The organism is Terriglobia bacterium (genome assembly GCA_032252755.1).
GTDB lineage: Bacteria > Acidobacteriota > Terriglobia > Terriglobales > Acidobacteriaceae > JAVUPY01.
Map to the genome: position 1 here is coordinate 49,429 of JAVUPY010000025.1, position 12,299 is coordinate 61,727.

15 protein-coding genes are annotated in these 12,299 nt (G+C 58.0%); 2 read left to right on the forward strand and 13 right to left on the reverse strand.

Features of this window, described 5'->3' with window-relative positions; translation table 11 throughout:
• Positions 1-81: 81 nt before the first annotated feature.
• The 11 genes from ROO76_05555 to ROO76_05605 all read right to left on the reverse strand — a co-directional run bounded on the left by ROO76_05555 (position 82) and on the right by ROO76_05605 (position 8,490).
• Positions 82-432, reverse strand: coding sequence for a metalloregulator ArsR/SmtB family transcription factor (locus tag ROO76_05555; GenBank protein ID MDT8067617.1), 351 nt, complete (start codon positions 430-432; stop codon positions 82-84).
• A gap of 28 nt (positions 433-460) precedes the next feature.
• Entirely contained in the window at positions 461-913 is a 453-nt protein-coding gene (locus tag ROO76_05560) for an SRPBCC family protein (GenBank protein ID MDT8067618.1), read from the reverse strand.
• Positions 914-1,031: 118 nt separating this feature from the next.
• Positions 1,032-3,467: an ABC transporter permease gene (locus ROO76_05565; GenBank protein ID MDT8067619.1), complete on the reverse strand. Its 2,436-nt coding sequence runs from the start codon at positions 3,465-3,467 to the stop codon at positions 1,032-1,034.
• 70 nt (positions 3,468-3,537) lie between these two features.
• Complete coding sequence (locus tag ROO76_05570; GenBank protein MDT8067620.1) at positions 3,538-3,735, reverse strand: hypothetical protein; 198 nt, start codon at positions 3,733-3,735, stop codon at positions 3,538-3,540.
• A gap of 110 nt (positions 3,736-3,845) precedes the next feature.
• Positions 3,846-4,490, reverse strand: a complete 645-nt coding sequence (locus ROO76_05575) for a dienelactone hydrolase family protein (GenBank protein MDT8067621.1) — start codon at positions 4,488-4,490, stop codon at positions 3,846-3,848.
• 45 nt (positions 4,491-4,535) lie between these two features.
• Positions 4,536-4,673, reverse strand: coding sequence for a hypothetical protein (locus tag ROO76_05580; GenBank protein ID MDT8067622.1), 138 nt, complete (start codon positions 4,671-4,673; stop codon positions 4,536-4,538).
• A gap of 129 nt (positions 4,674-4,802) precedes the next feature.
• On the reverse strand, positions 4,803-5,465 hold the full coding sequence (locus ROO76_05585; protein ID MDT8067623.1) for a PspA/IM30 family protein: 663 nt from the start codon (positions 5,463-5,465) through the stop codon (positions 4,803-4,805).
• A gap of 125 nt (positions 5,466-5,590) precedes the next feature.
• A complete protein-coding gene (locus ROO76_05590; protein MDT8067624.1) occupies positions 5,591-7,060 on the reverse strand; it encodes an SPFH domain-containing protein in 1,470 nt (489 codons plus the stop codon).
• A gap of 78 nt (positions 7,061-7,138) precedes the next feature.
• The gene (locus ROO76_05595) at positions 7,139-7,807 is read right to left on the reverse strand and encodes a hypothetical protein (protein ID MDT8067625.1); all 669 of its coding nucleotides are present in this window, start codon (positions 7,805-7,807) and stop codon (positions 7,139-7,141) included.
• Positions 7,782-7,979: a hypothetical protein gene (locus tag ROO76_05600; GenBank protein ID MDT8067626.1), complete on the reverse strand. Its 198-nt coding sequence runs from the start codon at positions 7,977-7,979 to the stop codon at positions 7,782-7,784. Before ROO76_05600 ends, ROO76_05595 begins: the two co-directional genes overlap by 26 nt.
• Position 7,980: 1 nt before the next feature.
• Positions 7,981-8,490 (reverse strand): helix-turn-helix transcriptional regulator, encoded by a 510-nt coding sequence (locus tag ROO76_05605; protein ID MDT8067627.1) that lies wholly within the window; start codon positions 8,488-8,490, stop codon positions 7,981-7,983.
• A 463-nt stretch (positions 8,491-8,953) separates the two neighbouring features.
• Here ROO76_05605 and ROO76_05610 point away from each other — a divergent pair, with 463 nt between their 5' ends.
• Together ROO76_05610 and ROO76_05615 are read left to right on the forward strand one after the other, a co-directional pair.
• Positions 8,954-9,205, forward strand: coding sequence for a hypothetical protein (locus ROO76_05610; GenBank protein MDT8067628.1), 252 nt, complete (start codon positions 8,954-8,956; stop codon positions 9,203-9,205).
• A 58-nt stretch (positions 9,206-9,263) separates the two neighbouring features.
• Positions 9,264-9,806 carry a carbonic anhydrase gene (locus ROO76_05615; protein MDT8067629.1) on the forward strand — a complete coding sequence of 181 codons (543 nt, stop codon included), beginning with the start codon at positions 9,264-9,266 and terminating at the stop codon, positions 9,804-9,806.
• A 203-nt stretch (positions 9,807-10,009) separates the two neighbouring features.
• Here ROO76_05615 and ROO76_05620 read toward each other — a convergent pair whose 3' ends face one another.
• A complete protein-coding gene (locus ROO76_05620; GenBank protein MDT8067630.1) occupies positions 10,010-10,573 on the reverse strand; it encodes a hypothetical protein in 564 nt (187 codons plus the stop codon).
• A gap of 107 nt (positions 10,574-10,680) precedes the next feature.
• Positions 10,681-11,925: a cation:proton antiporter gene (locus tag ROO76_05625; protein ID MDT8067631.1), complete on the reverse strand. Its 1,245-nt coding sequence runs from the start codon at positions 11,923-11,925 to the stop codon at positions 10,681-10,683.
• Positions 11,926-12,299: the final 374 nt, after the last annotated feature.

Consider the following 12,299-nt stretch of genomic DNA (forward strand, 5'->3'; position numbering starts at 1 on the left):
CGGGCGTCCCCCCACGGTTGGCGGCGGCATCTTGCCGCTGGTGTTGCCGCATGTAGCCAGGAACCTACCACCGGCGGCCAGTCACGGTTGTTCCACGAACCTCTTCAACCTCGCCAGCCTTTCATCCCACTGCCGCGAAACCATCTCCAGATACTCCTTCAACTCAACAAGTGGCTTCGGGTCGAAGTCGAACACGATCTCACGCCCCTTGCGGATGCTGTGCACGATCCCCGCACCTTCCAGCACCCGCAAATGTTTCGTGATCGCCTGCCGTGTCAATGGCGAACCCGAGGTCAGCCGAGAAATCGAGTACGGCCCTCCCGAACTAAGTTTCGCCACCAGTGCCAGTCGTGTACCATCGCCAAGTGCGGCAAACACACGTTCACGGTCCCCCACATCTGCCGCCGTCAGCAGATGTGGGTCTCTTCGCAATGTGCGCTGCCCTTTCCGTTTGCTCTTGCTAAGTCTTCTTCGTGACATACTCTTCGACGTTCTTCAACTGCTGCGCCCATCCACCATCGTTCATGCGGAACGCCTCGGCACGCCGGTGCGCCGGAATGTTCTCAAACCCTGACTCCCTTATGACCAGTAACGTCCCGTTAGCAGTCTTTTCGAGTCTAAATTCCACCAGCGTCGGCGGTTCCTTCGAGTAGTCCACCTTCGGATCGACAGCATAAGGGTGCCACGTGAAAGAGAAATAGTGCTCGGGTTCCATCTTCTGCACCACCGCTTCCCACTTCAGGTGCTCGTATCCGGGATAAGTGATATGCCCCGTCGAAACCTGCCCTGGCACAAACGGCCCATCCAACTTCACCCTAAACCACTCGCCGAACTCCCGGTAATCCGTGATCGCTCGCCACACCCGCGAAATCGGCGCCTTCAATTCAATCCGCTTCTCAATCCGATCGTTCATACCTTGCACAACCTCCAGGTTGCATATTAAGACAAGCAAACTAAATACGCAACCTAACGGTTGCGTATCACTAGCAAGTGCTATGGAGCTTACGAGTTTTGCTGAGCAGCTGAGTAGCTTACTCCGTCCGCAATGCCGTCATCGGCTCAGTCGAGGCCGCTCTCCGCGCCGGAACCAGTGCGGCCGCGCATGCCGTCAGGACGATTAGCAGTAAAGCGAACCCCGTGCTCGCGGGATCGAAAGTCGAAACGCCGAACAGCATCGACTTGAGGACGCGAACAGCGAAGAATGTTCCAAGCGTCCCAATCACCAGCCCGCCAAGAACGATCTGCAGTCCTGATCGCATCACGAGGCCCAGCACTTGCGAGCGTTCTGCTCCCAGTGCCATCCGCAACGCAAACTCTCGGTTGCGCTCCGAAACCGAATACGCCATCGTCGCATAAACGCCCAGCAGCGCCACCAGCAGGCAGCATAGACCGTACACCGCAATCATCTGCGCCGGAACCTTTTGGCCGGAGTATGAAACCTGGATGTGATCATTGAGCGAATCAACGTCGGTGATCGGCAACGTGCTGTCCAGCGAGTTCACCGCCGCCTGAAGCGTGGGTAGCACGTTGTAAGCCGATGTCCGGCTGCGCATCACGATGCCAAACCACCCCTGGTAATCCTGCAGAATCGGCAAGTAGAGCACCGGATCGCCGCTTTCCCCAACCACATTCCTGTAGACGTAGTTGTGCACGATCCCGACAACCGTACAGTCCTTCTTGCTCACTGTGACGCGCCCGCCAAGCGCGTTTCCCTTTGGCCAGTATTTCTTTGCCATGCCGTCGTTCACCATCGCCACGCACGGCGCACCCGCAACATCCTGGCCGGTAAACTCGCGTCCTTGCATCACCGGGATGCGCATGGCGTGGAAGAACTCCGGGCCTTCGGAATCCGTCACCACACTCATGCTCTCGTTCTTCGCCGGTTCGTATCCCTCAACGGCCACCTCGCGAACATTGCCGCCGCCCGAAGCCCCCATCGGCACATAACTCGTGATGCTCGCACTCTTAATTTCTGGACTGCTCTGCAGTTTCTCGAGAAGTGCCCGCTGGAACGCGAGTCCCTTTTCCTGCGTATATCCCGCGCGCGTAAGATCGACGTAGGCGACCAGGGTATTCCGCGTATCGAAGCCCGGATCGCGATTCACCACGTTCCACAAGGTTCGCACCAGCAACCCGCAGGCGATGAGCAGAACAAAACAAATTCCCAACTGCACGCTGACCAGTGCCCGCTTGGCGAATCCCCCGCGCGAACCGAGCACCGAGATAGAACCCGAATGAAGAGTCTCCGCCTGCGACATCCGCAGTACTTGTTGCGCCGGAAGCAGCCCGCACGCAATGACAACCACGACCATCATGCCGACTGCGAAAAGAAGAATCCGCCAGTCCGTCCCTAGGTTGAACGCGAAAGAGACGCCGAACTTCGGCAGCAGCGCGTAGAGCGATCGCGACAGAGCGAGGCTGAACAGCCAACCCGCCACTCCCCCAGCCACCGTCAGGAGTGTAGTCTCGATCAGCAACTGTCGAATGAGCTGTCGTCGCGTTGCCCCCAGCGCTGTCCGTATTGCAACTTCCCGTGCGCGCCGTGTGCTGCGCTGAATGAGCAAGCCGGCAACGTTGGCGCAAATCAGTATGAGCAGCAGAGCAGCCGCTCCTGCCTGGAATGGCATCTGTTCGCCGATGTTGTCGTAGATTCCGCGGCTCATGTGCGCGCTGTCGTTGAGCACAAGATCCCACTGGTTGTAATAGGTCGAGTTCTGCTCCTTCGCAAATTGCTGCGCCAGGGTGTGCAATTCCGCCCCAGCCTGCGCGTCGCTTACTCCCGGCCGCAGGCGGACCGCCATCTGCAACCCGAAATTTCCCGCGACCAGCGGATCCGGTCTTCCAGTCAAGTCCGCAAGCTCCGACAGCGGTACCCATAACGATTGTGCCAGCCCGCCATAGATCCCGACGAATCCTCGTGGCGCGATGCCAACAATGGTCAGCGAATGACGGTCCACCTGGATGGTCTTGCCGAGAATGCTCGCATCTCCATGGAACCGCGAGTGCCATAGGTCGTAACCGATCACCACCTCGGGCGCACTCCCGTATGCGCGATCGTCGTGCGGCGTGAACCCGCGCCCCAGTACCGGCTGAACCCCCAGAAACTGAAAATAATTGCTCGCGACAACGCCTCCCCAGTAGCGCTCGGGTGTCGCGCCGCTCCCAGCAAGGTCCACCGGCGCAAGTTCGTTTGCGGTCAGGTCGGAGAAGCTGCGCGTGTTTTGCCGCAAATACTCGAGCTGGTTGTAGTGCTGGCTGTACCCGCTGCCGCCGTTCACGACTGCACTCACAAAGCGCAATTGCCGCGCATCTCGAACTTGCGGCCAGGGGTTGAACATCACCGCGTTTGCCCAGGTCACAACCGTCGTTACCGAACCGATCCCAACCGCTAGCGTTAGGATCACAACCAGGGCAAACCCCGGCGACTTCCGCAATTGCCGCAAAGAATACCGAAGGTCCTGAAGCATCGATTGAAACCTCTTAAGGTGGTGTCAGGGCCGAATGCCGTTCAGACGAGCGCCGGGGCGGACGTACTCTCTAAGCCCTTGCTCCGCCGAGCACCCGTGCCGGCAGGAAAATAATCGCCTTCACCAGCGCCAGCACGCCCTCAACCGCGAAGCCCAGGAGCCGGAAGGGAATCAGCAGCAGCCAGATAAGCGGATATAGCACCAGCGCCAGCAACGCCAGCGGCCAGCAGACGAACAGAAGAAAGAGCCACAGGAGAAATGTGAACATCGCACACCCCCTCGCCTGATGATACGGGCGCCCGGTTAACAAAGTTCCGTGATTTTGTAATTTCCTCGCACGTCGTCGGTTTAGCTTTTCACGGAGAACGGAGAACCGTCTCACTCGCCCAAATGCTTCTTCAAGAAGAAGTACGTCCTCTTCGCCGCGTCCATCATGTCGAGCGTTCCGAACCCGTGCCCGCCATTCTTATAGACCTTCATTTCGTACGGAAGCTTTCGCTCGTCCATGACTGTGGCGATCTTGTGCGCCTCGCTGACCGGGACCTTCTGATCCTGCTCCCCGTGTAGAATCAGCACCGGCGGCATCCCGTTAAGCCGCTCGACGAAGTAATCCGGCATTCCACCAAAGAAATCAACCACGGCCTTGATTCGCTTATCTTCTACCCCGAGCGAGAGGGCCAGGTAAGCCCCCAGCGAGAACCCGATCAGCCCAACGCGCTCCGGATCAGCCGCCTCATGCTGTGTCGCATAGCTCGTCGCCTCATAAATGATCCGCATCCAGTTGGGAAACTCGCGCTGAATGGTCGCATCCGACGCCCAACTGGTCCCGCTCGGCTCAAAGTAATGCGGCACGAACACAGCGAATCCCTGGTTCGCCAGCAACTGCGCGAATTGCAGGTGACCCTCGCTGCTCATACCAGCAGAACCGTGCAGTGCCAGCACGACCGGGTATCGCCCCGGCTTGCCCGGCGTGAACTCGTCGATCGTTACAGGTGTGTTGTGAAACTCGAAGCTTGCGCGCACGTAGATTCGATGCGGCAGGATAACAAAAGTGAACAGGGAAGTGCACTACGCGTTAACGTAGGAACGCACGCCGTCCAGCATCTCCATGGCCAGCACAGCCACTGCTCCCGTGAACCCCAGGTTGATCCACGGCAGTAGGATTTTGCCGATCGTGTTCTCGAAGATTTGGCGTCCCAGCGTCATGCCACTTCAAACCCGCGCCCCGAGGGCATGTTGCTGTTAAGAATTGTGAAATGCCAATCCGCTGAAAACGCAGGCCCGACCCGCCCATCGGGCCCATGACTCCACCCTCGGACGACTGAATGCTGAGTGTTATCCCACCTTCGACTTCAGCTCCGTCAGCATCCGTTCGATCTCATCCTCCTTCTCCATCGCCGCGAACCGGTCGTCGATGCTGGTTGTCTCGCCCAGCATTTCGGTCTTCGCCTCGGCGATCGCCTCGTTACGCAACACCTTGTCCTTCATCCGGTCGAAGCCCTCCGCCGCCGGAGCATCCGCCATCTGCGTCCCAATCTCGGCTGCGCGCCCGTTCGCCCGCGAGCGCCGATGTCGCGCCAGCAGCATGTCGCTCTTGTTGCGAGCCTCCTCGAGCTTCTGTTCCAGTTTGCGAAGTGCCGTCTTCAACTTCTCCACTTCGTTCTTCTGGTCCTGTACCTGCTCGGCGAAGCTTGTCGCAATCTGCTTATAGCTGCGGTGACGCTCCAGCGCCGCCCTCGCCAGTTCGTCATCCTTCTTCGCGACTGCCATCTCCGCCTTCTTCATCCACTCGTTCGAGTTGGTTTCATTCTCCTGGCGCTTCTTGTCGAGCAGCTTCTCGTCGGCGATCGTGATCGCAACCTGGGTCTTTACCTGGAGCAACTGGTTCTGCATGTCGAGCACAATCTGCTTGATCACCTTTTCCGGATCCTCGGCCTTATCGATCAGGTCATTGAGGTTCGCTCGAATCAGTGTCGATACCCGTTCTAAAAGTCCCATCGCTTACCTCCTCTTTGGTGCCCCAGGTTGGTCGACCTTTGTTAGTCGACTAACCTGGGTCTGTTCTTCGCCCTGGGTGCCCTGTCCTGGCTCCGCCAGGGCGGGGTAGTCCCTGGAGTCAATTGTTACTTTCCCGCTCCGGCGCCCTTGGCCTTATCGTCACCGCCACTCGGCGGTAGTACGTCCGGCTTCGGAGCCTTCTCTCCGATCGTCCGCACCTTCCCGAACAACTCGGCAACGCTCATCCCGCTCAGTGCTTCGAACAGCGCGGGAACCTGCGCGGCCATCTTCGCCATGTCGTTCGTGATCTTGTTCACGCCGGCGGCATCGCCCCCGGTGGAAACAATCGTGATCTTGTCGACCTGGCTCAACGGTGCCGACATCGCGCGCACCACCTCCGGCAGACCCGTGATCAGTTTGTCGACCACGGCCGCCTGGTTGTACTCCTGGTACGCCTCCGCCTTCACGTTCATCGCCTTGGCCTCCGCTTCACCTTTCTTGAAGATGATGTCGGCCTCGGCTTCACCCTGCTGGCGAATGCTCGCCGCTTTACCTTCTGCCTCAACTGTCAGCCGCGCTTTCTCCGCAGCCGCCAGCGTTTCAATCCTCTGGCGCTCGATCTCGGCCTGCTTCAGTACCGTCGCGATCAACTCCTTCTCGCGGCGATTGATCTCGGCTTCCTGCACCTTGACCTGCTGCTCGGTCTCAACCTGTTTTACTTTCACCGATTCGGCGATTACCTGCTGTTGCATGATGTTGGTTTGGATGTCGTAGGCTTTGTCGGCCTGCGCCTGCTGACGCTTTACAAGTTCCGTATACTGCGCCCGCTTTACATCAAGATCCCGTTGCGACTCCGCCTGTTTTGCCAGCGAAGCCGTCTCTGCGATCACGCGCTCCTGGTCCGCCTGCGCGCGAGCTACCGCCGCCTCTCGCGCAGCCAGCGCCTGCCGGATCGCCGTATCGCGCTCCGCTTCTGCGGCGGCGACGTCGGCGTCGCGCTTGATTCGCGCAACGTCCGGACGGCCCATGTTCGTGATGTACTCGTTCTTGTCGCGAACTTCTTTAATCGTGAACGACACGACTTCGAGTCCCATCTTGTTCATGTCATCTGCACAAGTGGAGCGAACGCGGTCGCCAACCATCTCCGGCTCTTTCACAATCTGCTCGACCGTCAACTGGCCGATGATGCCGCGCAGATGACCTTCCATCACCAACCGGATCAGCGCCTGCCGCTCGGCGTCGGTCTTGTTGAGGAATTGCTCCGCAGCGGTGGTTACCGACACGTTGTCGCTCTTTACCTTGATCTGGGCCACCGCTTCCACCGTCACCGCGACGCCCTGGTTGGTGTAGAGATCCTGCACCGGAGCCACGTCGAATGACATCAACTCCAGCGACAGCTGCCGCGCCGTTTCAATCAGAGGTAGAACGATCGTCCCGCCGCCTTTGATAATCCGCAGCCCGCGCATGCCGGTTACGATAAAAGCCTCGTTCGGCCCGGCAATCCGATACATACGTGTAATGGTGATCACAATGAAGAGGACCGCCATGACAGCCAGTCCCGCAATCACCCAGACTTGAGTTGAAATTTCTGGCATAAACCATTCCCTCCGGGAAACCGTGAAGATTTCTCTTTCGGTGCCCCACATCTGCCCTAGTCAGCAGATGTGGGTCTGTTACCCTCGCGACTCCGGCGCGCTTTCGCCGGCCAGTTCTTCCCATGGCCGCACGTAAGCAATGCCGCGTTCAAACGAGATAACCGCTACTTCCGTACCTTTCGGAATCGCGCTTCCGTCCTCCGATCGTGCCGCAGCCGTCTTGCGCGCTCCCCCTTGCACATAAACCAATTCCCCCGTACCGCCTTCACGAATGCCCAGCGTCAGCATTCCCACCGCCCCCACAATGCGGAACTCGGTCGGATCCATCGGCTGCTCACTCGCCACCATCACCTTCACAAAGAACCAGAACACGATGCTGGCGCCCACCAGTCCCGCAATGCTGGCAAACAGCAGCGCTGTCAGGTACCACATGCCATAGACACTCGTCAGCAGGTACCCCGTCCCGCCAAACCAGGCGAGGAACGCCATGATCGTCGGGAAATTGATCGGAGAAATCTCCGCAGTCGTGCCTGCTTGCGCGTGCGCCCCGCCATCCACGTGAATGTGCCCGTGCGCCACGTCAGCGTGCGTGTGCGGAACATGCACATGAAAAACGTGTCCCAGGTGTCCCGGCAAGTGAAGCTCCAGCAGCCCTGACATCACCGAGAGCAGCGCCAGCGCAAAGCCCACGATGAAGCACACCAGGAACACGTTCGGCCAGTTAATCGCGAATAATGCGAGCTCCATATTCTCTGCTCCCGTCTTCGCCTTCGTAGCGCCGGGCATTGCCCGGCATCTGCCGTCCCTTCCCGCGTGCCAGCGCAGGACGCAGCACGCCCACGTAGCCGACCACCAGCGACGGCAGCGCGCATGTGGCGGCAATTATCAGAAATAACTGGGCCCAGTTCGTCGCGTACATTTCATTTGCTCCCACTCGAACTCAACGGCGACCTATCGCGCGCCATGTCGGGGCGGAGTACACTCATCAGCCGATCCGCCAATTCCGGCGTTTCAAGAATCTCTCCCAGCAGCACCAGGGCCTTGCGCGAGTCGTCATGCCGGCTAATGGCCAGCAACGCTTTCGCCACCTCCGGGTCGGAACGGAAACTCTCCGCTCCCGCGACTAGCCACAAATCCAGCCGATCCTCCGTTGGGCCCAGGTCAGACACCAACTCGGTGTGAAATCCCTCCGGGTCATCCACCAGGTACCCCGGATGCACCTTGAAAAACTTCGCCAACAACTGCCGCGTGGTGTTCGTCAGGTGCGGCCTCACGCCGCGCTCAATCTGCGACAGATAGGCCTGGCTGATCTTTCCACCCAGCTCCGCCTTCACCGCGCTCACAACTTCCTGCTGCGTCATGTCGCGCCCCAGGTTACGAAGCGTGCCTTCCATCGACCGCAAATACCGAAGCTTTTCACCTAGTGTCATAGTCGTCTATTGCAAATTGCAATAATAATATAGCAATTAGTTATATTGTCAAGAAAAATAATCGCCCTATTTTCATACGTTTATGAGCCTTATGTGGACCTTGAGCTATTTTCGAGGTGCCTGAATCGGCCGCGCCACAGATCTGCAAGGACCTGCCCCTGCCGGCCCGCCAGCTTCAGTGGTCGGTAGCCCTCATAGCGGCCAGGGCGAAAGATGGACAACGCAAGGGCGGCGTTTGCATTCGCGCGAAATCAGCGCGAACATTTACTCGTGACGGGTTCTTATGAACCACCGTGATCTCCACTTCAACGCTTCCTCTGTGTCCGCTATTCTTCTCGTCGGCTGCGCTTCTTTTCTTTTTTGTGGCTGTGACTCCGTTTTCATAGGTGGCTGCACTCTCTCAACTCCAGTTCCCAAAGTCGATTCCGTAACTCCGTCCCAGATCGACTCCCAAAATCTTCCAGTGACCATAACGGTCATTGGCAGCGACTTCCAAACCTGGTCAAAGATTCAATGGGGTTCAACTTCACTTCCGACCACCTTTGTCGACTCCCGTCATCTCTCTGTCCTCCTCACTCCTGAGATCCTGAACTCGGTCACCATCAACAACGGCACCGGGTCGATCTTTGTGTTCACGGCAGGCCAAACCACAAACACCAACTTCAGTTGCGCCGACGGCGGATCCTCCTCAACCTTCTTCATCTTTATTAACTAGAGCTCGGCCTGCATTTGCACGCATTCCTGCGGGTTGCGGATGGCGATCGCTTTTGCTAATGGCTAATTCTGCCGGCACCCGCCTCCTTGTTATCCTATTTCCTATGTCCGCCATCGACGACGTCCTCTCCGCCAACTCGCGCGCCGCCCTCTCCTACGAACCCAACAAGGTTTCGCCACGTCCCGGCAAGCACCTCGCGATCCTCACCTGCATGGACACGCGCATCACCCAGGCCGCTCTCGGTCTGCAACCCCAGGACGCGCACATGATCCGCAACGCCGGCGGCATCGTCACCGACGACGCCCTGCGCTCGCTCCTCGTTTCTCATTACATGCTGGGAACAAACGAAGTGATGGTGATCAATCACACCGACTGCGGCATGATGAAAGCTTCCGAAGAAGAAATGCACGCCAAGATCGAACGCGAAGCCGGACTCCCTCCCAGTTCACCCGTGCGCTTCTACGCCTTCCAGGACGTCGAAGCCAACGTCCGCGAGCAGGTCAAGAAACTCGAATCCCACTCCTGGGTTCGCCACGACCTCACCATCCGCGGCTTCGTCTTCGACGTCTCCACCGGCAAACTCAGAGAAGTTCACCGATAAACACGCCATCCACTTCTTTTTGTCATGCTGAAGAGCGCAGCGACGAAGCATCCCTTTAAGTACGAGGGACTCGTGTTCCATGCAGGCGCCTTGCGTACCCCACAGCTGCCGCAGTTAGCAGATGTGGGCACCTCGCAGTTCAAGTCCTTGCGCAAAATTCGAAGCCAAGCGCCCACCACTAAGTCAGCCTTACTTTAGGGGCATCAATTGTTTGTCCCTCGCGAAGTCTTGGCCAATCCTTCTACACGTGTCTGCTCTGCCTCTTGTCGACGGGACTGTTCGAGTTCTCCGCTTCCCCAAAATAGCAAGCGCAATCCGAGTACGACGAGATTGATTCCCACGATTGTCGGCCAGATTCTTTCTCCGCCGGCGAGCCAGTCATACCAGAACAGCGGAATGGCAACCATTGGTGCCAAAACTCCGCCCAGAAGCAGCAATCTAGCTCCTTTTCTGGTGATGGTCCGGTGTTCGTGCTTCTTGTTTACGATTGTGTAGAGAGGTTCAATCGCTTTACCCCGCTCGTCATAAATCTCACAGCGGACGTGCTCAATCCTCTGAACTAGTTCCCGGCAGAACTGTTTGGCCTCATCAAGGCTCTCGAAGATGTAGCAGCTTTGCTCGGCAGGTTGCGGAACCGGCAGGCCCTCACAATTCACATTCACCGACGTCCTAACGTCCAACAGCAGCACCGCGAATTGTCCTGCGTGGAGCAACTCTACCCAGTGCTTCGGGCAGCGCCGGGGATCGTAAAGAGTAACGTTCTTCATCGTCTCGTGCGGATAAGGATGCGGTTTTGTCCAGCTTACGCTAAAGACGAGTTGCCGGTGAACTGAACAAAGGCTTGTGAACCCCGCAATCAGTGCAGAGACGGTGATCAGGCTGGGATAGTCTCGCTCCTCTCGACGAGTTCCAGTTCGCGTACCGGAGTCACGGCGTGAAGAATCGGCGTTGTTGCCAGCGTAGTCACCACTGCCATTATTACAAGCATACCGAATAGGGTTGGGGAAATGACTCCCAGATCCAATCCGACGTTAAGGACAATCAGCTCCATCAGACCGCGGGTGTTCATCAGGATTCCCAACGCCGTCGACTCACGCCAGTCCAGCCCCGTCAATCGCGATGCAAAGAAAGCGCCGCCGAACTTGCCGAGCGACGCCACCGCGATAATCACTCCGCACATCGTCCATTCACCCCACCCATGCACCAGCCCGATCTGGGTTCTCATGCCGGTAAAGGCGAAAAAGACAGGAACGAAAAGCACTACCACGAGGTCCTCGAACTTGCGAACAATGTCGTGCGCCAGTTGTGAATCGTGCGGGATGGTCGTTCCGATGAGGAAGGCTCCGAACAGTGCGTGAATGCCGATGCGGTCTGTCGCGAGCGCAGCCAGCAGCAATGCTGCACAAACCACTACAACGGTGTCCTTCGTCGTGCTCAAACGCTTCTGTTCCTGGCGGCGAATGAACCATTGTGCGGCTGGTCGTACCACCAACAGAACCGAGGCAATAAATGCGCCCGTCAACGCCAGCGTTACCAGCACCTGTCCTGACTTTGCATGTGCCACGCTGACAACAAAGGCAAACAGGCACCATGCTGTCACATCGTCCACCGCTGCGCAGCCCAGCGCAATTGTGCCCATTCGCGTCTGGTGCATCCCCCAGTCCGTGAGAATTCTGGCTAGGACAGGGAACGCCGTGATCGACATTGCGACGCCAATGAACAAAGCGAAGACGGTAAACGGGACATCCTGCGTTGCGAGCCGTGGATACAGCCACAGCGCGAGCACGCCTCCGAGTAGGAAGGGGGCAATGATGCTGGCATGTGAGATCGCGACTGATGCATGGCTGCGGCTACGCAACAGGTTTGTGTCCAGTTCCACGCCCACCAGGAACATGTACAAAATGACCCCAATTTGCGCCAAAACTGACAAATACGGTGCCACTGCATTCGGCAGCAGGTGGCCGGCAGCTCCCGGGGCAATCCGGCCCAGCAGGGAAGGTCCCAGCATGATGCCCGCAATCATTTCGCCTATCACCTGTGGTTGATGGAATCTCTGGAAGATTGCACCCAGGACGCGAGCCGAGATAATGATCACGACGAGCGCCAGTAAGACGTGCATCAGTACTCCGGCGCCTTGCCGTGATGCCGCGCTGCCAAACCGCGCAGTCGCAGCCGGAGCAGCCGCCGATAACGATCGGCCTGCGGACCTGATCAATTCAAAGACGCCGATAGCTGCGCATATCAGTACTGAATAGGCGAGAAGACTTTTCTTTTCGAAATGCATTTCCCTCACTTATCTCATCGAGAGAGCTGACTGAGAGTGGTGTGGACTCCAATACGTGTGCGGTTACAAGGCAAACCCAGCTCCAAACTTACCGCTTTGGAGTCCACCTTTCCCACGAAGCTTCAGCGATCTTAAGCTGGAGAATTTTGATGCCTGGTGCACGGCGAGCGCCATACTGTCCTGACAGTATTTTGTCGGGAAAATAGGGT

Coding starts and splice junctions, on each gene's coding strand:
- ROO76_05580 (MDT8067622.1), bottom strand. CDS start 4,673: ATGACGCTGGGACGCCAAATCTTCGAGAACACGATCGGCAAAATCCTA.
- ROO76_05585 (MDT8067623.1), bottom strand. CDS start 5,465: ATGGGACTTTTAGAACGGGTATCGACACTGATTCGAGCGAACCTCAAT.
- ROO76_05595 (MDT8067625.1), bottom strand. CDS start 7,807: ATGGAGCTCGCATTATTCGCGATTAACTGGCCGAACGTGTTCCTGGTG.
- ROO76_05620 (MDT8067630.1), bottom strand. CDS start 10,573: ATGAAGAACGTTACTCTTTACGATCCCCGGCGCTGCCCGAAGCACTGG.
- ROO76_05565 (MDT8067619.1), bottom strand. CDS start 3,467: ATGCTTCAGGACCTTCGGTATTCTTTGCGGCAATTGCGGAAGTCGCCG.
- ROO76_05615 (MDT8067629.1), top strand. CDS start 9,264: ATGGCTAATTCTGCCGGCACCCGCCTCCTTGTTATCCTATTTCCTATG.
- ROO76_05625 (MDT8067631.1), bottom strand. CDS start 11,925: ATGCACGTCTTACTGGCGCTCGTCGTGATCATTATCTCGGCTCGCGTC.
- ROO76_05590 (MDT8067624.1), bottom strand. CDS start 7,060: ATGCCAGAAATTTCAACTCAAGTCTGGGTGATTGCGGGACTGGCTGTC.
- ROO76_05605 (MDT8067627.1), bottom strand. CDS start 8,490: ATGACACTAGGTGAAAAGCTTCGGTATTTGCGGTCGATGGAAGGCACG.
- ROO76_05570 (MDT8067620.1), bottom strand. CDS start 3,735: ATGTTCACATTTCTCCTGTGGCTCTTTCTTCTGTTCGTCTGCTGGCCG.
- ROO76_05560 (MDT8067618.1), bottom strand. CDS start 913: ATGAACGATCGGATTGAGAAGCGGATTGAATTGAAGGCGCCGATTTCG.
- ROO76_05600 (MDT8067626.1), bottom strand. CDS start 7,979: ATGTACGCGACGAACTGGGCCCAGTTATTTCTGATAATTGCCGCCACA.